This window comes from Ruegeria sp. R14_0, assembly GCF_017743975.1.
Taxonomy (GTDB): Bacteria; Pseudomonadota; Alphaproteobacteria; order Rhodobacterales; family Rhodobacteraceae; genus Ruegeria.
Genome location: NZ_JAGHRC010000001.1, coordinates 1,139,040 through 1,160,234 on the forward strand (window position 1 = coordinate 1,139,040; position 21,195 = coordinate 1,160,234).

Annotated in this window: 15 protein-coding genes and 1 tRNA gene; 6 read left to right on the plus strand and 10 right to left on the minus strand. The window is 57.3% G+C overall.

Annotation, left to right across the window (positions count from 1 at the left end; all coding sequences use genetic code 11):
- Positions 1-9 precede the first annotated feature (9 nt).
- Both J7416_RS05610 and J7416_RS05615 read left to right on the plus strand, forming a co-directional pair.
- On the plus strand, positions 10-1,641 hold the full coding sequence (locus J7416_RS05610) for a bifunctional aspartate transaminase/aspartate 4-decarboxylase (protein WP_209223727.1): 1,632 nt from the start codon (positions 10-12) through the stop codon (positions 1,639-1,641).
- 29 nt (positions 1,642-1,670) lie between these two features.
- On the plus strand, positions 1,671-3,344 hold the full coding sequence (locus J7416_RS05615; RefSeq protein ID WP_209223728.1) for a TrkA C-terminal domain-containing protein: 1,674 nt from the start codon (positions 1,671-1,673) through the stop codon (positions 3,342-3,344).
- 3 nt (positions 3,345-3,347) lie between these two features.
- Here the strand turns inward: J7416_RS05615 and aspT are convergent, their stop codons facing one another.
- From aspT to pyrH, 10 genes are all read right to left on the minus strand, one after another.
- A complete protein-coding gene (gene aspT, locus J7416_RS05620; protein WP_209223729.1) occupies positions 3,348-5,048 on the minus strand; it encodes an aspartate-alanine antiporter in 1,701 nt (566 codons plus the stop codon).
- Between the two features lie 225 nt (positions 5,049-5,273).
- A tRNA-Ser gene (locus tag J7416_RS05625) sits at positions 5,274-5,363 on the minus strand.
- Positions 5,364-5,453: 90 nt separating this feature from the next.
- Positions 5,454-7,883: a DUF3772 domain-containing protein gene (locus J7416_RS05630; protein ID WP_209223730.1), complete on the minus strand. Its 2,430-nt coding sequence runs from the start codon at positions 7,881-7,883 to the stop codon at positions 5,454-5,456.
- Entirely contained in the window at positions 7,883-8,917 is a 1,035-nt protein-coding gene (locus tag J7416_RS05635) for a cysteine synthase A (protein ID WP_209223731.1), read from the minus strand. Before J7416_RS05635 ends, J7416_RS05630 begins: the two co-directional genes overlap by 1 nt.
- Positions 8,918-8,986: 69 nt before the next feature.
- The gene (locus J7416_RS05640) at positions 8,987-10,102 is read right to left on the minus strand and encodes an NUDIX domain-containing protein (RefSeq protein WP_209223732.1); all 1,116 of its coding nucleotides are present in this window, start codon (positions 10,100-10,102) and stop codon (positions 8,987-8,989) included.
- A 31-nt stretch (positions 10,103-10,133) separates the two neighbouring features.
- Entirely contained in the window at positions 10,134-10,574 is a 441-nt protein-coding gene (locus J7416_RS05645; RefSeq protein WP_209223733.1) for a TrgA family protein, read from the minus strand.
- Positions 10,575-10,591: 17 nt separating this feature from the next.
- Positions 10,592-11,800, minus strand: coding sequence for a cyclopropane-fatty-acyl-phospholipid synthase family protein (locus J7416_RS05650; protein ID WP_209223734.1), 1,209 nt, complete (start codon positions 11,798-11,800; stop codon positions 10,592-10,594).
- A 69-nt stretch (positions 11,801-11,869) separates the two neighbouring features.
- The gene (locus tag J7416_RS05655; protein ID WP_209223735.1) at positions 11,870-13,294 is read right to left on the minus strand and encodes a deoxyribodipyrimidine photo-lyase; all 1,425 of its coding nucleotides are present in this window, start codon (positions 13,292-13,294) and stop codon (positions 11,870-11,872) included.
- A gap of 47 nt (positions 13,295-13,341) precedes the next feature.
- Entirely contained in the window at positions 13,342-14,568 is a 1,227-nt protein-coding gene (locus tag J7416_RS05660; protein ID WP_209223736.1) for an aminotransferase class V-fold PLP-dependent enzyme, read from the minus strand.
- A 221-nt stretch (positions 14,569-14,789) separates the two neighbouring features.
- Positions 14,790-15,542, minus strand: coding sequence for a UMP kinase (pyrH, locus tag J7416_RS05665; RefSeq protein WP_209223737.1), 753 nt, complete (start codon positions 15,540-15,542; stop codon positions 14,790-14,792).
- Between the two features lie 96 nt (positions 15,543-15,638).
- Between pyrH and miaA the strand changes: the two genes are divergently transcribed.
- The 4 genes from miaA to J7416_RS05685 all read left to right on the plus strand — a co-directional run bounded on the left by miaA (position 15,639) and on the right by J7416_RS05685 (position 21,178).
- Positions 15,639-16,529, plus strand: coding sequence for a tRNA (adenosine(37)-N6)-dimethylallyltransferase MiaA (gene miaA, locus J7416_RS05670; protein ID WP_209223738.1), 891 nt, complete (start codon positions 15,639-15,641; stop codon positions 16,527-16,529).
- A 320-nt stretch (positions 16,530-16,849) separates the two neighbouring features.
- Positions 16,850-18,520, plus strand: coding sequence for an ABC transporter substrate-binding protein (locus J7416_RS05675; protein ID WP_209223739.1), 1,671 nt, complete (start codon positions 16,850-16,852; stop codon positions 18,518-18,520).
- A 135-nt stretch (positions 18,521-18,655) separates the two neighbouring features.
- Positions 18,656-19,702: an ABC transporter permease gene (locus J7416_RS05680; protein WP_209223740.1), complete on the plus strand. Its 1,047-nt coding sequence runs from the start codon at positions 18,656-18,658 to the stop codon at positions 19,700-19,702.
- 12 nt (positions 19,703-19,714) lie between these two features.
- Positions 19,715-21,178: an ABC transporter permease gene (locus J7416_RS05685; protein WP_209223741.1), complete on the plus strand. Its 1,464-nt coding sequence runs from the start codon at positions 19,715-19,717 to the stop codon at positions 21,176-21,178.
- Positions 21,179-21,195 lie beyond the last annotated feature (17 nt).

A 21,195-nucleotide genomic window follows, 5' to 3' on the forward strand; every position in this document is an offset into this window, starting at 1 on the left:
TGTGACGCGATGTCTGACACACTTGATCTCCACAAGTTCGAAAACCTCAGCCCATTTCAAATCAAAGACGAACTCATCAAACTGGCGCAAAAAGAGTCGCGCCAGATGGCCCTGCCCTATCTGAACGCAGGGCGCGGCAACCCCAACTGGATCGCCACCAAGGCGCGTGAGGCGTTTTTTCTGCTGGGACAGTTCGCCATGACCGAGGCGCAGCGGCATCGTAATGAAGCTGAGGTCGGCCTGGCGGGAATGCCGCAGGGGCCCGGCTGTTATGACCGCCTCAAAGCCTATTGTCAGGCATCGCAAGACAAGAACGGCCCTCCGGGGGCGGATACACTGGCCGCCGTCGTCGATTTCGCAATTGAAAAGTTCGGCTTCACTCCTGACGATTTCGTACTGGAACTGACTGACGGTATCATTGGCGATCACTATCCGATGCCGGACCGCTGCCTGCAGCATAACGAGGCAATCGTCCATGAATACGTGATGTGGGCGATGTGTTCCGGGCACAGGCCTGACGCCAAGTTCGACATCTACGCGGTTGAAGGCGGAACTGCTGCGATGTGCTATATCTTCAAAGCGCTCAAAAATCAGCGACTGCTTAATGCCGGCGATACGATCGCCCTTGGAACCCCGATTTTCACCCCTTACCTCGAAATGCCCGTGCTTGAAGATTACGGGCTGAACGTGGTGGATGTTTCGTCCGAAGAAGAAGACCACTTCCAGCTTACCGATGACGATCTGGAACAACTTGCCGACCCAAAAGTCAAAGCCTTGTTTCTGGTCAATCCGGGTAACCCGTCTTCGGTCGCAATCAGCCCCGAGGTCATGGTGCGGCTGGTGGAATTCGTAAAAACACGCCGACCAGATCTGATCATCCTGACGGATGACGTCTACGGAACTTTTGTGCCAAACTTCGAGTCTGTTATGGGTCACCTGCCCGAAAACACCATCGGGGTTTATTCGTACTCCAAGTATTTTGGCTGTACAGGCTGGCGCCTTGGCGCGATTCTGGTGTCGCAGAACAACATCTTCGACAAGATGATCGCCGAGGCCCCCGAGGACGTCAAAGCCGTCGTGAATGCCCGGTACGAGACGCTGACACCTGACCCGTCCTCATTCAAGTTCATCGATCGGATCGTGGCCGACAGCCGCGATGTTGCGCTGAACCACACTGCGGGTCTTTCGGTCCCGCAACAGGTGATGATGACGCTGTTCTCGCTGGTCGAATTGATGGATGAAGAGAAACACTATCAGGCGTTCTGCTGGGGCATCCTCAAACATCGCTTTGACGAACTTGTCGAAGGTCTCGGGATCGAAGTGCCCGACAACCCCCTGTTCGACAAGTACTATGGCATCATCGATTTTGAATTCTGGCTGCGGAAATACGTCGGCGAAGATGTGGTGGAATGGATCAAGGAAAACGTCCATCCACTGGATATCTCGTTCAAACTGGCGCAGGACCACGGGATCGTGCTGTTGAACGGATCGGGGTTCGATGCGCCGAACTGGTCTGCGCGGGTGTCCTTCGCCAATCTGGATGACAGCGCCTATCGACAGATCGGTCGCGCAGTTCGGGCTGTTGCAACGGGCTATGTGCAAGCCTATCGCGCCTCTAAGGGGCTGCCTTTGCACGGCTAAGAACGATTGCAGGCAAAGGGCGCAGCTTTATGGAATTGATCGGCTCGATCTTTATCGATCACCCGGAACTGGCGCTGTTTTGCAGCCTTGCCCTTGGCTATTCGATTGGAAAAATCACCATAGGTTCGTTCACCGTCGGATCGGTGGCGGGCTGTCTTCTGGCCGGCGTCCTTGTCGGCCAGACAGGTGTCGTCGTCTCGGATGACCTCAAACAAGCGTTCTTCTTACTGTTCCTCTTTTCGATTGGGTACAGAACCGGACCGCAGTTTTTCCGGTCGTTGAACCTGAGCGCCCTTCCGCAGATCGCCATCACCGCGCTGCTTTGCGTCGTGGCTTTGGTGGTTGCTGTTCTGCTGGCACCTTTGATGGGCCTTTCGGTTGGAATAGCTGCCGGGCTTTTGGCTGGTGGTGCGACGGAAAGCGCCACGCTTGGCGTTGCGATCGATTCCTTCGCCAAAACCGGGGCCGATGAAGCGGCCCAGCAGATATTCGACGCCGAAATCGCGACCGGATTTGCAGTTGCCTATTTCGTCGGTGTCATCGCGACGATCTTCTTTCATACGCAACTGGCACCGCGATTTTATGGCCGGTCATTGAAAGAGGCCTGCGCGGAGCACGAGGCCGAACTGGAAGATGACTCGGCGCCAATGGTGCCGAAGCACCGCGATTTTGAAGCACGGGCATATCGCATTGCTCATGAATTCGCGGGTCATACCGTTGCCGAAATCGAAGCCCAGGTTCCCAAGCATGTCCGGGCCTACATCGACCGCGTTCGGCGTGACGACAAAATCCTGCCGACCTCTCGGGATATGGTTCTGAAAGACGGGGATATAGCCGCCATAGCTGGAATGCGCTCGTTTTTGATCGACCACTCTGACCAAATCGGGGACGAGGTCGAAGACCCCGAGCTGCTGGATCTGCCGGTTGAAACCGACGATATCGTAGTCACGAACAACGCCGTCGTTAATCAAACACTGGGCGAATTATCGACCCGGCCCGAGGCCCGCACGGTCTTTCTGCGCGGGATCATGCGCAGCGGCGAGCGGCTACCGATCTTTCGCGGTGTCACTTTGCACAAAGGCGACGTGGTAACCGTCTCTGGCACCCGACGCCATATTGTGGACGCCGCCGCTGCGCTGGGCTACCTGGACCGGGAAACAAGTAAGACCGACATGGTCTTTGTTGCGTTCTTCATTTTGCTCGGCGGACTGATCGGCATCCCTGCCCTGAAATACGGGGCGATCGAACTTGGTCTTGGAACATCGGTTGGTGTTCTGTTGGGCGGTCTGGTTGCAGGCTGGCTGAGTTCAGTGCGCAGGACATTCGGTTTTGTGCCCGAGGCGACATTATGGATATTCGACTCGGTCGGCTTGTGCGTTTTTGTGGCCTGCGTCGGGATCACGTCCGGGACAAGCTTCGTCGCCGGAGTTCTGGAAAGCGGACCGTCACTGATTATCGGATCCTTGGCCATCGTCATACTGGCCCATGGCTCGGCGATTTTTGTCGGCCGCAAAGTCTTTAACATCAACGAGGGCGTCCTGGCGGGAACCTGTTGCGGCGCGGGCACCTCTGCCCCTGCCCTCGCAGCCGTTCAGGAAGCCGCGCAAAGCCAGGTCCCCACGCTTGGCTATGGGTTAGGCTACGCAGTCGGCAACGTGCTATTGGCCCTATGGGGGTCCGTCATCGTCATTCTGTTGATCTGACTCTTACGGGACAAAAGCCACAACCAGCGGCCCCCAAAGCGTCAGGAATATGTTTGCGACCGCGTAGGTCATCGTGAACGCAGGCGTTGGTGTCGAGTTACCCGCCTTTTCCAACAGTGTCGCAAAGCCGGGGTTGCCGGACCGCGAACCGGTCACGACGGCGCAGGCCTCAATGGGATTGCGAATACGCAACGCGATGTAATTGATCGGAAACTGGACGATCATGGGCATCAACGTCACAACGACGCCAAGCAGCAGCAAGGTGATGCCATATTCCTGAATAGCTTGCAGTGCAGGCTGCCCGGCGTTCAAGCCGACCACGCCGACAAAGACCGCCAAACCAAAGCTCTGCAAGAAGTTGGCCGCACCACGGTTGATGCCCCCGATCTTGGGACGGCGCGTACGCAGGTAACCGATGATCAAGCCCGTCACCAGACAGCCAAGCCCCGACCCAAGGGCCACCTTGGTTCCTGCAATGACAAAACTGATTTCGCCGACCAGATACCCAACGGCAACACCAATCCCCAAGGCAATGAAATTTGTAACCGAGGCCGAAGGCGGTACATATCCGGCAAACTTGGCGGCCCGGCTCAAGTCGTCTTTGTGACCAACAATACTGACCTCATCGCCGGCATGAATTTCCGTGTTGTGTAGCACCGGAACATCGTGCCCCATGCGCGTGATCTTTGAGATGTAGACACCGCGGCGCTGATCAGCCGAGATCGCCTCGCGCAGTTGAATAAGGGTTTTGCCTGCCAGCTTGGGGTTGGTGATCACCACATTGCGCCGTTCCTCGACGATGACCATTTCGGGCGGTACTTCCCCAATCTCGCTTCCGGCCGAGCTTTCGAACTTCGCCAGCCCGGAAACCAAGCCAGAGACGACAACCAGATCACCCGCATTGACCGTTGTATCGGGGGCCGCGTCCACGGCCACACCGTCGCGCAGCAAACGTTCGACCAGTATGTCTTCGTCAAATCCCGCTTCGATCTCTTTGACCGACTGTCCGGCAATCCGGGCACCGTCCTGAACGCGGTAGGCCCTTGCGTCAAAGCGGTTCATCGGCAGGAATTCACCCTCTTCCAGCGTACGTCCGCCACCGCTGAGCTTTTGGGCCAGCTTCAGCGCTTCTTCCCGCAGGTTCCATTTCATTATGATTGGGATGACACTGACCGCCAGAATTGGGCCAATTGAGCCAAAGATATAAGTCACCGAATAACCGACAGCGATGTTGGTCTTCAGCTTTTCGGCCTCGTCCGCTGCAAGGCCAAGCAGATCGATGGCGTTGCCGGCAGTTCCGATGATGGCCGACTGGGTTAGCCCGCCGGCCGCAAGTCCGGCCGCCAGCCCCTTGTCCAGCCCCGCCCACCTGGCGACGACAATCACGAAAAACAGCCCCCACAAGGTCATCATGAAGGCTGCAAGCAGTTTCGTCAGGGCCGTTCGGTTCAGGGCTGCAAAAAACTGTGGCCCCCCGTTGTAACCGACCATGAAAATGAACAGCGAGAAGAATACATTCTGAACGTCTGTGCTGAGGTTGATCCCGCCGATCTGCCCCACGAACACGGCCACAAGCAGCGTCCCGGCGATGCCTCCAAGCTCGAATTTACCGACCTTGAATTTGCCAACCCCATACCCGAGGCCCAAACACAAAAACAACGCCATGATCGGATAGGTCCGCAATTGATCAGCGATAATTTCCATATTTCAAATCCCTTGCCTGCGCGCCGTGTAAGTAACACGACCAAAGAGAAAAAATCAGAACCCGACAGGAACAGCCGGGGCATGTCTCAGCATTTCAACAACAAGTAAACAATCAGATTTTTGATTTAGTCAATCTTGGACATGCGCAATGATTGAATCCGTGGTGATGTACTCACCCAGATTGGCATCGGGAATACGACAGTACAAACGGCAACAAGGGTGGTGTGGCGGAGAGACAGGGATTCGAACCCTGGAGACGGTTTCCCGCCTACACACTTTCCAGGCGTGCGCCTTCGACCACTCGGCCACCTCTCCGTGAGCGGGATATTTGGACTATCGCCGTGGGATTTGCAAGGCTCGATTAGAGTAAAAATTCACCTCTGATCGAAAGCCCTGCCAGGGCTGCTAAACCTCGTCACCATCGCCGTCGGACAGATCGCCTTCGGTCATCTCGACGGGTTTGGTTGACGGTTGCGCCTCTGACGGTTCTGTCGGGGCGTTGGCCTGTTGCCCGCTGCCTTGTTGCAGGGTCTCGGGATTGCGCAACCAGACATCGCGCTGAGCAAACGGAATCTCGATTCCTTCTTCGACAAACCGGCGGTTGATCTCATGGTTCATGTCAGATTTGACCGACAGCACCCAGTTCACATCCCGTAGAATCGCGCGAATTTCAAAATCGAGCGAGTCTGCGCCAAAGCCCTGAAAAACCACGCTGGGTGCGGGAATCGCCAGAACCATCGGGTGCGTATTCGCAATCTCGCCCAGGATCTTTTCGACCTTCCGCGTGTCAGTCCCGTAGGCGACACCCACCGGAACGATCACACGGCCGATCGTATTGCCCCGCGTATAGTTCGTGACCACACCGCTGATCAGGTCCGAGTTCGGAACAATCACATCGGTTCGGTCAAACGTCTCAATCCGAGTGGATCGAACGGAAATGTCGCGCACATAACCCATCATCCCGTTCACATCGATCCAGTCACCTTTCGAAATCGGGCGCTCGACCAGAAGGATGATGCCCGACACAAAGTTCGACACGATCGTCTGCAAACCGAAGCCGATCCCGACTGACAGGGCACCAGCGACAATCGCGAGCGAAGACAAGTTGAACCCGGCGATGGTGATCGCGATCAGGGCGGCCAGGAAAATGCCGACATAGCCGGTGCCTGACACAATCGCGTTCTGCCCACCCGGATCAATGCTGGTTTTAGGCAGCAGTGAATTGCGCAACCCGCTCTGCAACATGCGCGTCAGGCCGTAGCCAACGGCAAAGATGACCAGGAAGGTGAAGAAGTTGCTGGGGGAGATCGTGACCCCACCAATATCGAACCCTTGCAGCAAGCGCGACCAAACTTCGAGCAGGTCGGTTTCGCGCGCGCCCCAATAGAGCGCAAGGACCGGCATGGCCAAAATGGCCATTGCAAACCCGATCAGCACTGCAAATAGCGAGTCTTTTGCTTTGTCGCCTTGCCCACTGATCCATCCGTAAACAGACGTCAGGAACCGCTGAACGATAACCAGTGCTGCAATCAGAACCAGCGAACGTACTGCGGGGAAAACAATGGCTTCTGCGGCGTTGGTGTACCCAAGAACGGCCAGAATCGGACTGGCAATCCCCAGCAGGAACAGCGCCCGCCGAATGAACTCGACCAACTGGCTGAACCCGGCGGCGCGCGCCGTAGCCGAAGGCTCGTCATCATCGACCGGCACGTCGACAGTTCGGACCCGGCGGACACGCAACAACACCAACGCCGTGGCGATGATGACCGGAAAGGCGACAACGGCGCGTGTTGCGTCCGAGATATTCTCGATCTGCTCGAACAGGTTCACCAATTCATGCAGGATCAAAAATGCCGCCAGCATGTCCAGGTAGACGCGCAGTTCGGTTACTTTTTGACGTGATAGCTTTTGGAAACCCTGCGCCTCTTGCAGCACATAAACCTGCCGACCGATCCAGTCATAGTACAGAATGATCGCGGCCCAATACGGCACGTTCTCTATCAGCAAAGTGCCACGCAGCCCCAACACACCGGTCAGCACAACGGCCTGAACCAACAGCCAAACTCCGGCCCAGGGAAGGATTATCCGCAGCAGCGAAGTCAGGAACGCCCAGACGCCGCTGCCCTGCCCTCCGAAAGAACGTAGGCGCTCACCAGCAGCCTCGGACCAGCGTTTACCATAAAACAGCAGAATCCCGGCAACGACCACCAAGGCCAGAATACCCAAACCTCGGGTACGCAGTCGTTCGTGAACGATGTCGGTGTTCAAGTTGCGCCGGGCTTCATTGAACAACGCTTGCGCTGCTTCATTCACATCGACCCAGGCCGGTCCCCAATGGGCAGGATTCAAAGGGGACGGGCCACGCTCTAACAGCTCTTTGGTCTGACGATCGCGCAGCAGCTTATCTATTTCAGAGATCAAACCATTGGCACGGCTGAATGCCTCTTCCGAGATGATCTGGGGAACGCGCAAACTGTTGAGCTGTTCGTTCAAGTGCTTTCGAAGGGTCGCGATGTCTTCGGGTTCGGACGCGTCCCCTTCGGGTGCTGGACCCAGCGCCTTGATCTGGTTTTCAAGCGTCTGAATGCGCTCGGTGTTTGCTCCGCGCGCCCGGTTGAAATCATCCCGATAGTCGTTGATCTCTGCCCGCAGGTTTTCGAGCGAGGCGTTTGAGGCCCGATTGGCCTCAATAACCGTTTCGGCCCGGTCCGCCGTTTTGACCCACCCCTGATAATACTCGCTTTGGCGATCGTTCAACTGCGCCGCAGCAGGGCCGCCCAGCAGCGCGAAGCAAACCGCGAAAAGGGTCAGGAACAGGCGGACCTGCCGCAGCATCATACGTCCTCGAACACGCCGGGGATGCTGCGCGGTGCTTCGGTCATCCAATCCGGTACCGGCAGTTCCTTTTCACGCAGAAACTCGGGGTTGAACAGCTTGGATTGATAGCGGGTGCCATAGTCACAAAGGATGGTGACGATGGTGTGGCCCGGGCCAAGATCCTTGGCCAGACGCACCGCGCCTGCCATGTTGATCGCGGTCGAACCGCCCATGACCAAACCTTCTTCGCGCAGCAGGTCAAAGATATAGGGCAGCGCCTCGTTGTCCGACATTTGATATGCAAAATCCGGTTTGAACCCTTCAAGGTTCTTGGTAATGCGCACTTGACCGATGCCTTCCGCGATCGAGCCACCCTCCATCGCGATCTCGCCGGTGGTGTAGTACGAATACAGCCCCGCCCCCATCGGATCGACCAGACCGATTTTGACGCCCTTGGGCTGCAGCGCTTCAGCGACACCAGCCAACGTACCGCCCGAGCCTACGGCACAGACAAACCCGTCAACCTTGCTGTCGGTCTGTTCCCAGATCTCGGGACCGGTGGTTTCCACATGCGCCTGACGGTTGGCCACATTGTCGAACTGGTTGGCCCAGATCGCGCCATTCGGTTCGGTCTGCGCCAGCTCTTCCGCCAGGCGGCGCGAGTAGTGCACGAAATTGTTCGGGTTGCGATACGGCGCGGCCGGAACCTGGACGAGCTGGGCACCGGCAAGGCGCAGCATATCCTTCTTTTCTTCAGATTGGGTTTCCGGAATGACGATGACGGTTTTGAACCCCATCGAAGCGCCCACAAGAGCAAGACCAATACCTGTGTTACCTGCCGTACCTTCGACAATGGTGCCACCCGGTTTCAGGTCGCCGCGCGCGATGGCATCCTTGATAATGTACAGCGCTGCGCGATCCTTGACCGACTGGCCCGGATTCATGAACTCGGCCTTGCCGAGAATCTCGCACCCGGTCTCTTCGCTGATGCGACGCAGGCGGATCAGCGGGGTTTTTCCGACTGCGTCGGCAAGGTCTCGTGCAATGCGCATGGCGCCCTCATTTCTTTTCGGATCAACGCAGATTTACCCGCGGCGGGCGACGACCACAAGCGGCGAAAGTCATCCACGCAAACGGTCACGATGACGTGCAAGCCAATGGGCCAGCGCCAAAAGCGGTAAATCCTTGAACCCGTGACTGTCCACATGGTCCATGAAGTGTTCAAACGACAAGATTTGCGTTCTGATATCCTCGCCCTCTGTTCCCAGCCCGCCATCGTCGATGGTTTTCGTCAGATCGGCCAGCCCGACATACAGATGCAAGTATTCCGTCGATGAACCGCTGGAAGAATACGCCCCACCCGCATAATGCAGACTGTTCAGCGTGATCTGGGCCTCTTCTTCTGCCTCACGCCGGGCTGCTTGTTCGGGTTTTTCGCCGGGGTCGATCATTCCGGCGACCGGTTCCCACATCCAGGGTTCGGGGTCATCGATCAGATAGACCGGCGTTCTGAATTGTTCGACCAACAACACGGTATCGCGTACCGGATCATACGGCAGCACGATCACAGCGCTGCCCTGCATCAGGCCGCTGCGGTTCAGAACCGGCCCCATCGAACCGTCGTATTGACGGTATTGCACCGCGACTTCATCCATTGCGAAGTAGTTGATATATGGCTGCTTTCGGTCATGCACGATGACATCGGTCTCGGTTTGTCTGGTGTCACCAGTCACGCGTTGGCGCGCTGCCAGTCTGGCCCAAGCCCGTGTACGGATCGCTGGGAAACTGCGCGCGATCTGCGCTGCATCAACACGACCAAAATGGGCCATGACCTCTTGCGCGGCCAGAACTGTCATCTCTCCCCATTCCTGGACCCAGGCCTGCAGTGACCACGGCTGTCCAGGTGACCAAAGCCCCGGCTCTGGGTAAAACACCCGTGCTTCAACGCTCGTCCCGTCATCCGGATGGACCGTCTGAGGGCTTAGGTCATAGTCGAAGCCACCCTCGTAAAATACCAGCCGCTTGCGGTCTTCCCCGGTCAAACCCCGCACCAACAAACCGTGGGCGACGCTACCGTCTTGCTGCAAGATCATCGGGAATGGCTGATCCTGCACCGCGTATACGGCGTGATCTTTCAGCGAAGCCTGAGAAAATTCCAGCTGTGAGGCTGGTCGCCCCAAAACTAGCTCCAGCAATGGCAAATGCCGGAGCGTTCCGTAAAAGAACAGATCGGACACTGTTGTTTTCTTTCGTAAATCTGCGCCCGGCTCAGCGCCAGCGGCGCTGTGCTTCTTCGGTGGCCAAACCGGCCACCAACGCCCCGATGGCCAAAGTCCACAATATCTCGGGAACAATCAGTTGGCGGCCGTACTCGACGCCGATCTCAAAGATCGCGATCAACGCTTCGAACGGGCCATCAAACCTATGCCGCATGGCCAGACGGAACATCTCGTAAACGCCCTGAACAAACAGGCCCCAGAATACAAGTGCTGCGATACCGGTTAACCCATTGTTGATCCCGGCCGTCCAACCGCGCCCTGCGCGCTTGCCCATGATCCACCAACCACAAACCACGCCTATGAACATGTTGACCTGGGTAAAAATGCCGTAGTCTTTGCCTTCGTCGCCATTTGCTATGATCATACCGGAAACCAGAAATGCAACGACCAAAAGACAGAGTGCAGCAGTAAGACGCGCGGCAGTAGGCATTACTTAAGGTCCATTCCTCAACTCGGTTTCGCTATAGTGATCTGTGTCACATCGCAATTACCGGTGTCAAAGGCCGCACCGCACGCGGTCAAATAATAATTCCACATGCGGCGGAAACGCTCATCAAAGCCCATTTCCGAGATTTCGTCCCACTTGTCATTAAACGTGTCGTACCAGCGGCGTAGCGTCAGATCATAACTTTTGCCAAATTCCTTCGACTTGACCACGTTCAAACCAGCGTTGGTTATTTGTTCCTTCAGCACAGTCGGGGCCGGGAGCATACCGCCCGGAAAGATGTATTTTTGAATAAAATCAACACCGTTACGGTAAACATCCCACCTATGATCGGCGACCGTGATGATCTGTAACGTGGCTTGCGCGCCCGGCTTCAGGCGGTCCCGGACAGTTTCAAAATAGACCGGCCAATATCTCTGGCCGACCGCTTCGAACATCTCAATCGAAGCGATGCCATCATATTGGCCGCGCTCATCGCGGTAATCCTGCAGCTTGAGCTCAACCATGTCAGAAAGCCCAGCATTTTCCATACGTTGCTGCGCAAACTTCAACTGCTCTTGGCTGATTGTCAGACCTGTGACCCGCAGGCCACGCTCTTTCGCTGCGTATTCGGCGAACCCGCCCCAGCCGCAGCCAATTTCAAGGATATGATCGCCGGGCTTGGCACCCATTTCATCGACAAGGCTTGCGTATTTTGCGGTTTGCGCCTTTTCCAAGCTTTCCTGCCCTGTTTCGAACAAAGCGCTGGAATAGGTCATCGTGTCATCCAGCCAAAGGCCGTAGAATTCATTGCCCAAGTCGTAATGATACGAAATGTTCTTTTTAGCCTGCGCCCGGTTGTTCCGGTGTAGCCAGAACCGCAGGCGTTCATACATTTGGACCAGCGCTTTGCCTGTAAAGCCGTCATAGACAGTTTCATTACCCAAATGCACAAGATCCATGAAGGATCGCAGATCCGGCGTGCTCCAATCGCCTTCCAGATACCCGTCCGAAAACCCCAATTCGCCCTCGCGGATCAGGCGGGCGAAGATGTCCGGGTTGTGGATGTCGACACGTGCCACTGGCCCGGCCTTCGCACCTTCGGTTCGGAAAATACGTCCGTCCGGCAAGGCAATGTCCAGCCGCCCGGATTGCATCCGGTTCAGCATCTTAAAGACCTGAGCAAAGTATCTGGGCAGGTCCTTCTGCCCGTCTGTGGTCGTCAAAATCATCCGCTCTCCCCTGTGCGGCCTTTCCGACAGGCTAGGCCGAGTTTGTGTTTCTGGCAAGTTTTCAATTCCTTACTGGTTCTTTCGACCTTCGTAAGCGGCCAAAGCGCGCGCCCTGCCAGCCGCCAAGTCAACAACCGGCTGCGGGTATGGATCGGTTGGGCTGAGGCCCCAGGACCTCGGAACCGCGTCGAAATAGGCCAATGCCGTTTCGGGTGGGTTGGCCTGCCCCTCGGCGATCCATTGCCGGACATATCGCGATTGCGGATCGAACTTTTCCTGCTGCGTCTGCGGGTTGAAAATGCGAAAAAACGGCGAAGCATCCGGCCCGGATCCCGCAACCCATTGCCAACCCATCGCGTTCGCGGCCGGGTCCCAGTCAACAAGGCAGTCTGCAAACCAATCCATGCCGATCTTCCAATGGGTCATCAGGTGCTTGGTTAGGTAACTGGCCACGATCATCCTGGCGCGATTGTGCATCCGCCCGGTCACGTACATCTGCCGCAACCCGGCATCGACGCCCGGGACACCGGTTTTGGCCTGTTTCCATGCAACTACTTCGGGGCTGTCAGGATCGGTGTTCCAAGGAAAACTGTCCCATTCGGGTTTCCAATTGCCGCTCAGCAATGTTGGCGTGTGATACATCAGGTGATAGGCAAATTCGCGCCAGACGAGCTGGCGCAAATAGGGTTCGCCCCCCTGCACACCTGTAATGCCCGCCTGCTGGATCCTGTGCCATACGCTACGCGGGCCGATTTCGCCCAAAGACAGATATTCGGAAAGGTTCGATGTCCCGTCGATGTCCAGGCGGTCCCGATGCTCGGAATAGTCGGTTACACGGTCCAGAAACTGATGCAGCGCTTGAAAGGCGGCGGTTTCGCCCGGGCGAACGAACGGTGCCACAACGGCTGTTCCGCGTTGCATTTGCGCGCCCAGATGCCAATCCTCAAGGTCGTCGGATATGGGCCACGTGTCAGGCGGCGGTAGATGCGTTACAGCGTCGGTAGAGTCCGGAACATCCCGGTTTTGCACCGCGCGCCACATCGGCGTGAAAACACGGAACGGTTTCCCGGTTTTGGTCGCGACGGTCCAAGGTTCGAACAAAAGATGGCCTGAAAAGGACTTGGCCAAGATGTTCTGATCCGTTAGCGCCGCCTTGATCTTGGTATCCCTTGCGATGGCTTGCGGATCATAAGCGCGAGACCAAAAAACGCATTGCGCCCCGGTCTCTGTGATCAGGTCCTGAAGTACGGTCAAAGCATCGCCACGCCGCAGGATCAACGGGCTGCCCGCGTCCCGGAGCGCGTCGGAAAAGGCTTTCAGGCCCAAGCCCAGTCGCCATTTTGGCGCTGCACCAAGCGCATCGACACTGTCGTCGCAAATATATACGGGAATGACCGGACGCCCGGTTTCAGCCGCCGCGCGCAGTGCTGGGTGATCCGACAGGCGCAAGTCCCGCCGGAACCACATAATGATCGGTGACCGCTCGTTTTCCATATCCGCCCTGATGTTTTCTTCCGTTACGAAGCAGAGCGGACAATGGATCACAAAACGTCGTCAAGTGCATTTAAAAGCTGATCAATTTCCTGTTTCGAGGTGTAGTGCGTGAAGCTGACTCGCAGAACACCCTGATCCAAGTCCACCCCCATCGCCTGCAAGGGGCGTACGGCGTAAAAATCCCCGCCGCCGGCCATAACTCCGTGTCCAGCCAGTTCAGCCGCGACGGCTTCGGCATTGCGGTTCAACGCGAGGGACACGGTCGGCGCGCGGCGCGACGCGTCGGACGTCCCAATCAAACGGACCGCATTGCGATCCTTGACCGCGTCCAGCACTGGCTGCAGCAATTCGATTTCGTGATCGCGCATCAGGTCGTGAACAGAAGCACCACGCTGTGCGGCGTCCCTTGCCGCTTCGCCGTGATGGCCACAGAGCACATCCACATAGTCCGCCATGCCCGCGCTTGCGGCGATCTGGGCGTGATCCGGTCCAGCCGGAGTAAAGCGTTTATACAGAACGTCACCGTTGAAGAAATGCGCCTGATTGGGCAGCATTTCCCCGATGGTGCGCCGGATCACCATGCAACCCTGATGCGGGCCGTAGGTTTTATAGGCCGAAAACAGATAGATATCTGGCCCCAGATCACCCACATTCGGGAACCCGTGCGGGGCATAAGACACGCCATCCACGCAGACAAACGCGCCTGCAGCATGGGCAATCGCGGTGATTTCAGTGACCGGGTTGATCTCACCAATCACGTTCGAGCAATGGGGAAAACACACAAGCCGGACCTTTTCGTCCAGCAGGTTTTCCAGGTCCATCGGGTTCAGCGAGCCGGTTTCCGGATCAATTTGCCACTCGCGGATCTCGATCCCCTCGTCCGCCAACCGCCGCCATGGTCCCGAGTTCGCCTCGTGATCCTGATTGGTGACGACAATCGCTTCGCCGGGTTGCATCCACTGCCGAAAAGCCTGCGCCAGCACATAGGTGTTCTGCGTCGTGGACGGGCCAAAGCTCAACTCGTCCGTGTCGACACCCAAAATGGCCGCCATCCGCGCGCGCGCCTCATCCATTTCCTCACCGGCCAGACGGCTGGCGTCATACGGTGCATAGGGCTGCACTTTACGCTGCGTGTAGTACCGCGTCAGCCGGTCGAGGACCGGTTTGCAAGTGTATGACCCGCCAGCATTTTCAAAGAAGGCCTGTCCCTTCAGACTGGGTTCTGAAAAGGCCGGAAACTGTGACCGGACAAAGTTGATATCCAGAGCGCTCATCGCACGTCTCTCCTTGCTCATGCACGTTCAACCAAGAGGTGCCCGAGCATGATTTCGGATACCTCGGAAATCATGGCAGGTCTTCCAGCCCAGTCTGCCGCCCATCGCGTGCAGACAGCCCCCGGCGCGTAAATCCGCGGGAACAGGGCCAAACTGCCGAGGAGGCAGAGCTTCGTCAAGCACGCTGCGCTGCTTGCACATGCAAAAAGCTGTCGCGTCGTTTAGCCCTGAACTTTGGTATACGTGCCCTCGCCCGCCAGAATGCCGCGGAATCCGCCGGGCTCATCCAGACCGAACACGATCAGCGGCAGGTTGTTGTCGCGTGCAAGGGCAATCGCCGAGGCATCCATAACCCGCAGGCGCTTGGCCAGAACATCGTCATAGCTGACCGAGTCATAGCGCACGGCGTCCGCATGTTCTTTGGGGTCTTTGTCATAGATGCCATCAACACCGTTCTTACCCATAAAGATCGCCTGACAGGCCATTTCGTTCGCGCGCAGGGTCGCGGCGGTGTCAGTCGTGAAATACGGGTTGCCAGTCCCGGCGGCAAAGATGCAAACCCGCTTTTTCTCGAGGTGGCGCACAGCACGGCGACGGATGTAGGGCTCGCAAACCTCATCCATGCGAATGGCTGAGATCACACGTGTGAACACACCAATCTCTTCCAGCGCCGATTGCATCCCCAGCGCGTTCATCACGGTGGCCAGCATGCCCATATAGTCCGCGGTGGTCCGTTCCATCCCCTGGGCCGAGCCGCTGAGCCCACGGAAAATGTTGCCCCCGCCGATGACCATGCAAATCTCAACGCCCAGATCATGCACTGATTTGACCTCTTGCGCGATGCGCTGAACGGTGGGCGGATGCAGGCCAAAACCCTGATCGCCCATAAGCGCCTCGCCCGAGATTTTCAGCATCACTCGATCATACTTTGGTTTTGGGGTTTCGGCGGTTTCGGTATTCGGGGAAAGGCTCATGTTGCGCTCCGGGCTGGCACGGGTTTATTTCCGGCGCAAAATGAAGCAAAAACTCCGCAGGTTCAATGCGGTTGGTTAGGAATGAGGCGGCCCGAAATGACCAAAGCCCCTACATCGCAGATTTTGGACCTTTTGCCCCCGATCCCTGACGATAAACCCGTGCTGATTGCAGGCCCTACCGCATCGGGTAAATCCGAGTTGGCCTTGCAGATTGCCGAACAGTTCGGAGGCGTCATCGTGAATGCTGACGCAAGTCAGGTTTACGACTGCTGGCGCGTTATCTCGGCCCGCCCTTCAGCCGAGGATGAAGCCCGCGCGCGGCATTTGCTGTACGGCCATATCGCCTACGATCAGCCCTATTCCACAGGCCACTGGCTGCGCGAGGTCAAACCGTTGCTCCGTGGCGAGGCTCGGCCGATCATCGTGGGGGGTACAGGGCTGTATTTTTCGGCACTGACCGAAGGCATGGCGGATATCCCGGCGACGCCACCTGAAATCCGGGAACAGGCAGATAAGCTGGGCTTGCAGGCCTTACTTGATGGGGTCGACGATCGCACACGCGAACGCATTGACACACAGAACCGCGCACGGGTTCAGCGCGCGTGGGAGGTACAGCAAGCCACCGGCAAAAACCTCAGCGCCTGGCAGGACGAAACACCGCCACCAGTTCTGGACCTGAACGACGCTGTGCCGATTGTGTTCAACGTTAACAAGGAATGGCTTTTGGACCGCATCACTCGACGGTTCGATCAAATGCTGGACACAGGTGCTCTGACAGAAGTTGAGCAAATGCGCGATCTCTACGACCCGTCGCTTCCCGCGTTCAAAGCCATCGGTGTCCCCGAACTGATGGCCTATCTCGATGGCAGTCTGACGCTGGATGAGGCGCGGAACCGAGCGACCATTTCCACCCGCCAATTCGCCAAACGACAGCGCACCTGGTTTCGCGCGCGCATGAAGGCGTGGAATACAATCGATTTATCATAGTGATACCAAATAAAATTCAAGCAAGTCTTACCACGCTCTCAGGTCGCGAATCTGTTCAGCTGGATTGGCCGTTTCGTAAGCCGCTTAGGGTGTTATAGCACTGCGCCGCCGGGTAAACTCTGGCCGTCAATGTCGTTTTTTTACCTTTAATGACGATTTCGAACATTGACCTCACCCCTTTTCTGGTGCGGAATGTCGTGCATGGGGATGTGCAGCGTGCGAAACCAGAACAACGATAGAAACCGCCAACCGGATCGCACCGGCCTGCGCGGTTAATCTAAGGCATCCCAAAAAATACCATTTCACAGGGAGTAATGTTGATGACAAACAAAACAACGACCGGAGCACCGGTTCACTGGGCAGCAGAAATGCACGCTCAGGAATACCGGGACGGTAAGCTGAACCGACGCGAATTCCTGACCCGCACCACCGGCTTGGGCGTTACAGCGGCAGCAGCCTATGGCCTGATTGGCCTGCCGGCACCGGCTCATGCAGAAGGTGAAGACGCCAAGAAAGAGGGCGGTACCCTTCGCGTTCAGATGGAAGTCCGCGCACTGAAAGATCCGCGCACTTATGACTGGTCGCAGATCGCAAACGTCACCCGTGGCACCCTTGAAAACTTGGTCGAGTATAACTCGGACGGTACCTTCCGCGGCATGCTGCTGGAAGGCTGGGAAGTCAACGAAGACGCAACTGTGTACACTCTGAAAGTACGTCCTGGCGTCAAATGGAACAACGGCGACGACTTCACCGCAGATGACGTGGCCCGCAACATTGCGCGCTGGTGCGACAAGAGCTCGGAAACCAACTCGATGGCGGGCCGCTTCGCGACACTCGTCGACGAAAACACCGGTCAGGCGATCGAAGGTGGCATCGAAGTTGTCGATCCGCAGACCGTCAAACTGAACCTGCCGGCCTCTGATATCTCGCTGATCGCGGGTATGGCCGACTACCCTGCAGCGATCGTCCACAGCTCGTTCAGCGAAAACGACCTGCTGAACAATGTTGGCACCGGCCCGTACCTGGTTCAGGATCTGGAAGTCGGCGTGAAGGCCACCCTGGTGCGCAACGAGAACCACACCTGGTGGGGTGAAGAGGTCTTTGGCCGCCCTGCTCTGGATAGCATCGTCTACATCGACTACGGCACTGACCCGTCTGCATGGCTGGCCGCGCTGGAATCCGATGAAGTCGACATGCTGTATGAATCGGTTGGTGAATTCATCGACGTGATGGACGGCCTTGGCTATGTGAAGTCGGAAGTGGTGACCATGAACACCATCGTCATCCGTCCGAACCAGCTGGCCGAAGTCGACGGCAAGCGCGTCTACGAAGACAAGCGTGTGCGTCAGGCTCTGCAAATGGCCGTGGACAACGCTGTCTGCTTGGAACTGGGCTTTGGTGGCCGTGGTTCGCCTGCGGAAAACCACCACGTTGGTCCGATCCACCCGGATTATTTCGAGCTGCCGCCACAAAAGGTTGATCCCGAAGGTGCGCGCGCACTGATGGAAGAAGCCGGAATGGCTGATTTCGAGCACGAACTGATCTCGATCGACGATGACTGGCGCCGGAACACCACCGACGCGGTTGCCGCACAGCTGCGTGACGCAGGCATCAAGGTCAAGCGGACCGTTCTGCCGGGCAACACGTTCTGGAACGACTGGGCGAAGTATCCCTACAGCTCGACCAACTGGAACCACCGTCCGCTGGGCGTGCAAATCTGGGCACTGGCCTATCGTTCGGGCGAGGCCTGGAACGAGTTTGGCTGGGCGAACCCCGAGTTCGACGCACTGCTGACCGAAGCGCTTGCCATCGCTGATGCGGACAAGCGCCGCGAAGTGGTCGCCAAGGGCGAAGCGATGATCCAGGAAGAAGGCGTGACCATTCAGCCTTACTGGCGCTCGCTTTACCGCCACATGAAGGACGGGCTTGTCGGCACAGACATGCACGTATCCTTTGAGCACCACCACTATAAGTGGGGCTGGGCGGCCTAAGCTCTGCCTGATTTAAACGGGGGCGCCTGATCGGGGCGCCCCTTTCCAGCCGCAGACAGGCCGACACGGGGTCGGATGTCCGAGGCCAGACAATGGTCCAATGATCTGCGGAACACCCGAACAACAGGGGCCATCATGGGACTATTCATCCTCCGACGGTTCGGCGTCATGCTACTGACGGCATTGTGCCTAACCTTCGTGGTCTTTTTTCTGACCAACCTTTACCCAAACCTAGAAAAGCTTGCGAAAACGCAGGGCAACCAGCGGATGTCCGACGAACAGGTTGAGACCTGGCTTGAGAACCGCGGCTATCTGCAACCCACGCTGGTCAAGTACGGTCAGTGGCTGGGCGTTCTCCCCGGTTTTTCCAAGACGCTGGACGACGGCACGTTCCTTGGCACCTGCACCCGGCCGGGATCGACCGAGGAAACGACCCCCAGATATTGCGGCGTTTTGCAGGGCGACTGGGGTTATTCAACCGTTTTCAAGGACGAAGTCGGCAAAATCGTCGGAACGCGTCTCGGCAATACCGGCTATCTGATGTTCTGGGTTCTGGTTCTGATGGTACCGTCTGCGCTGCTGGTGGGCGTGTTGGCCGGGATGCGTGAAGGATCAGCATTGGACCGGTCGCTGTCCACATTCTCGATCATTACAACGGCGACGCCGGAATATGTGTCGGGCGTGATCTTCATCGCGATCTTTACCTCTTCGACCGTCGGCCTGAAATGGTTCAAGGGCACGGCGACGTCAGCGATGGACAACCCAACCTTCGAGAACTTCTTCCTGCCGGTACTGACCATCTCGCTATACGGGATGGGCTATATCGCTCGGATGACCCGGGCGTCGATGACCGAGGTGATGACTGCGCAATACATCCGCACTGCGCGTCTCAAGGGTGTTTCGTTTGGCAACATCGTCATGAAACACGCGCTGCGCAATGCGCTGATCGCGCCTTTTACCGTCATCATGCTGCAGTTCCCGTGGCTGCTGAACGGCGTGGTGATTGTCGAGACCCTGTTCAACTACAAGGGCTTTGGCTGGGCGCTGGTGCAGGCGGCGGGCAATAACGACATTCAGCTGTTGCTGGCGATTTCGGTCGTGTCGGTCTTTGTGGTGCTGTTCACGCAGCTGATCTCGGACATCGGCTATGTCTACCTCAACCCGCGCATCCGCATTTCGTAAGGGAGATAGATCATGGAACCTCTTAGCTGGACCGGCTCTATCGCCATTCTGAACCCTATCCTGATGATTGCGCTGGCTGCGTTGATTGTATCGATCGTAATCTGGATCATCGGCAGCATCGTTCTGCCCGAAACACCGGTGAGCGTGAATATCGACGGCACCATAAGCGCGGGCAACGGGCTGCGTGGTCTGACACAAAAGGCCCTGCGATACAGCTTTATCGCCTGCGTCGTTCTCGCGCTTGCCTACATCGTGCTTGGTATCCTGATGGGCACCAGCGCCGGGATTATCGGAGCGATTTCACAACAGTTTCTACCTGTGTGGTTATCGCTGATCATCCTGTTTGCAATGTCCATCGCCTTTAAACGTCGCCTAGGACTTTACGGCAAACTGTTCGACAGCCCCATCGGCATGATCGGCTTTGGCCTTGTGATGTTCTGGGTCTTTACCGGCATCTTCGGCGCGCTGGACCTGATCGTAACGCACGACCCGCTGGTGCAGGTCTCAGGCATGAAAAACAAAGTGCCCGGAACACCCCTGCCCAGCCCTGAAGAGGGCGAATACGCCTGGTATCTTCTTGGCGGCGACAACCTGGCCCGCGACGTCTTTAGCCGCATGGTCAAGGGCGCATGGATCGTGGTTCAGATTGCACCTCTGGCAACGATGTTTGCCTTTATGGTCGGGATCACTCTGGGTCTGCCCGCCGGTTACTACGGTGGGCGTCTGGATACGTTCCTGTCCTTCCTGGCAAACCTAATCCTGGCCTTCCCGGTTATCCTGCTGTTCTACCTGCTGGTAACACCAGAGATCGTCGCGACCGGAGTGCCAAACTATATGGCGGCCGTGTTGTTCATCTTCCCGATCCTGTTCATCGGCGTTCTGTTAAACTCGCGCTACTACACGCGCCCGAATTTCCGCACTCCGCTGCTGATCGGTGTGCTTGGTCTGGCGTTGTGGCTGTATTTGTCGCTGATCTCGACGGGTGGTTACGTCATCAATACTGACGACTACAGCATCTGGGGACTGCCAACCTTTTTGGACCTGTTCGATATCCCCGGAGGGATTCTGGTGGTGTTTGTTTCGGTGGTCTTCGTGAACTCGCCCACGGTGTTCCGCATCGTGCGCGGCCTCGCGCTGGACATCAAAACACGGGACTATGTGGCTGCGGCCCAGACGCGCGGCGAGGGTCCGTGGTACATCATGCTGTGGGAAATCCTGCCCAACGCTCGTGGCCCGCTGATCGTCGATTTCTGTCTGCGGATTGGCTACACCACCATCCTTCTGGGAACCTTGGGTTTCTTTGGCTTGGGCTTGCCGCCGGAAAGCCCGGACTGGGGCTCGACGATCAACGAGGGGCGCAAGCTTCTGTCGATCTATCTGCACCCTGCCCTTCCTCCTGCCTTTGCCTTGTTGTCGCTGGTTCTTGGTCTGAACCTGCTGGCGGACGGTCTGCGCGAAGAAAGTCTGAAGGATTGATGTGACCGAGGCCGGGG

Bases quoted from the DNA above. Each gene is read 5' to 3' on its own strand.
- J7416_RS05610 (WP_209223727.1), top strand. From the start codon at position 10: ATGTCTGACACACTTGATCTCCACAAGTTCGAAAACCTCAGCCCATTT.
- J7416_RS05615 (WP_209223728.1), top strand. From the start codon at position 1,671: ATGGAATTGATCGGCTCGATCTTTATCGATCACCCGGAACTGGCGCTG.
- aspT (WP_209223729.1), bottom strand. From the start codon at position 5,048: ATGGAAATTATCGCTGATCAATTGCGGACCTATCCGATCATGGCGTTG.
- J7416_RS05630 (WP_209223730.1), bottom strand. From the start codon at position 7,883: ATGCTGCGGCAGGTCCGCCTGTTCCTGACCCTTTTCGCGGTTTGCTTC.
- J7416_RS05635 (WP_209223731.1), bottom strand. From the start codon at position 8,917: ATGCGCATTGCACGAGACCTTGCCGACGCAGTCGGAAAAACCCCGCTG.
- J7416_RS05645 (WP_209223733.1), bottom strand. From the start codon at position 10,574: ATGCCTACTGCCGCGCGTCTTACTGCTGCACTCTGTCTTTTGGTCGTT.
- J7416_RS05650 (WP_209223734.1), bottom strand. From the start codon at position 11,800: ATGATTTTGACGACCACAGACGGGCAGAAGGACCTGCCCAGATACTTT.
- J7416_RS05655 (WP_209223735.1), bottom strand. From the start codon at position 13,294: ATGGAAAACGAGCGGTCACCGATCATTATGTGGTTCCGGCGGGACTTG.
- J7416_RS05660 (WP_209223736.1), bottom strand. From the start codon at position 14,568: ATGAGCGCTCTGGATATCAACTTTGTCCGGTCACAGTTTCCGGCCTTT.
- pyrH (WP_209223737.1), bottom strand. From the start codon at position 15,542: ATGAGCCTTTCCCCGAATACCGAAACCGCCGAAACCCCAAAACCAAAG.
- miaA (WP_209223738.1), top strand. From the start codon at position 15,639: ATGACCAAAGCCCCTACATCGCAGATTTTGGACCTTTTGCCCCCGATC.
- J7416_RS05675 (WP_209223739.1), top strand. From the start codon at position 16,850: ATGACAAACAAAACAACGACCGGAGCACCGGTTCACTGGGCAGCAGAA.
- J7416_RS05680 (WP_209223740.1), top strand. From the start codon at position 18,656: ATGGGACTATTCATCCTCCGACGGTTCGGCGTCATGCTACTGACGGCA.
- J7416_RS05685 (WP_209223741.1), top strand. From the start codon at position 19,715: ATGGAACCTCTTAGCTGGACCGGCTCTATCGCCATTCTGAACCCTATC.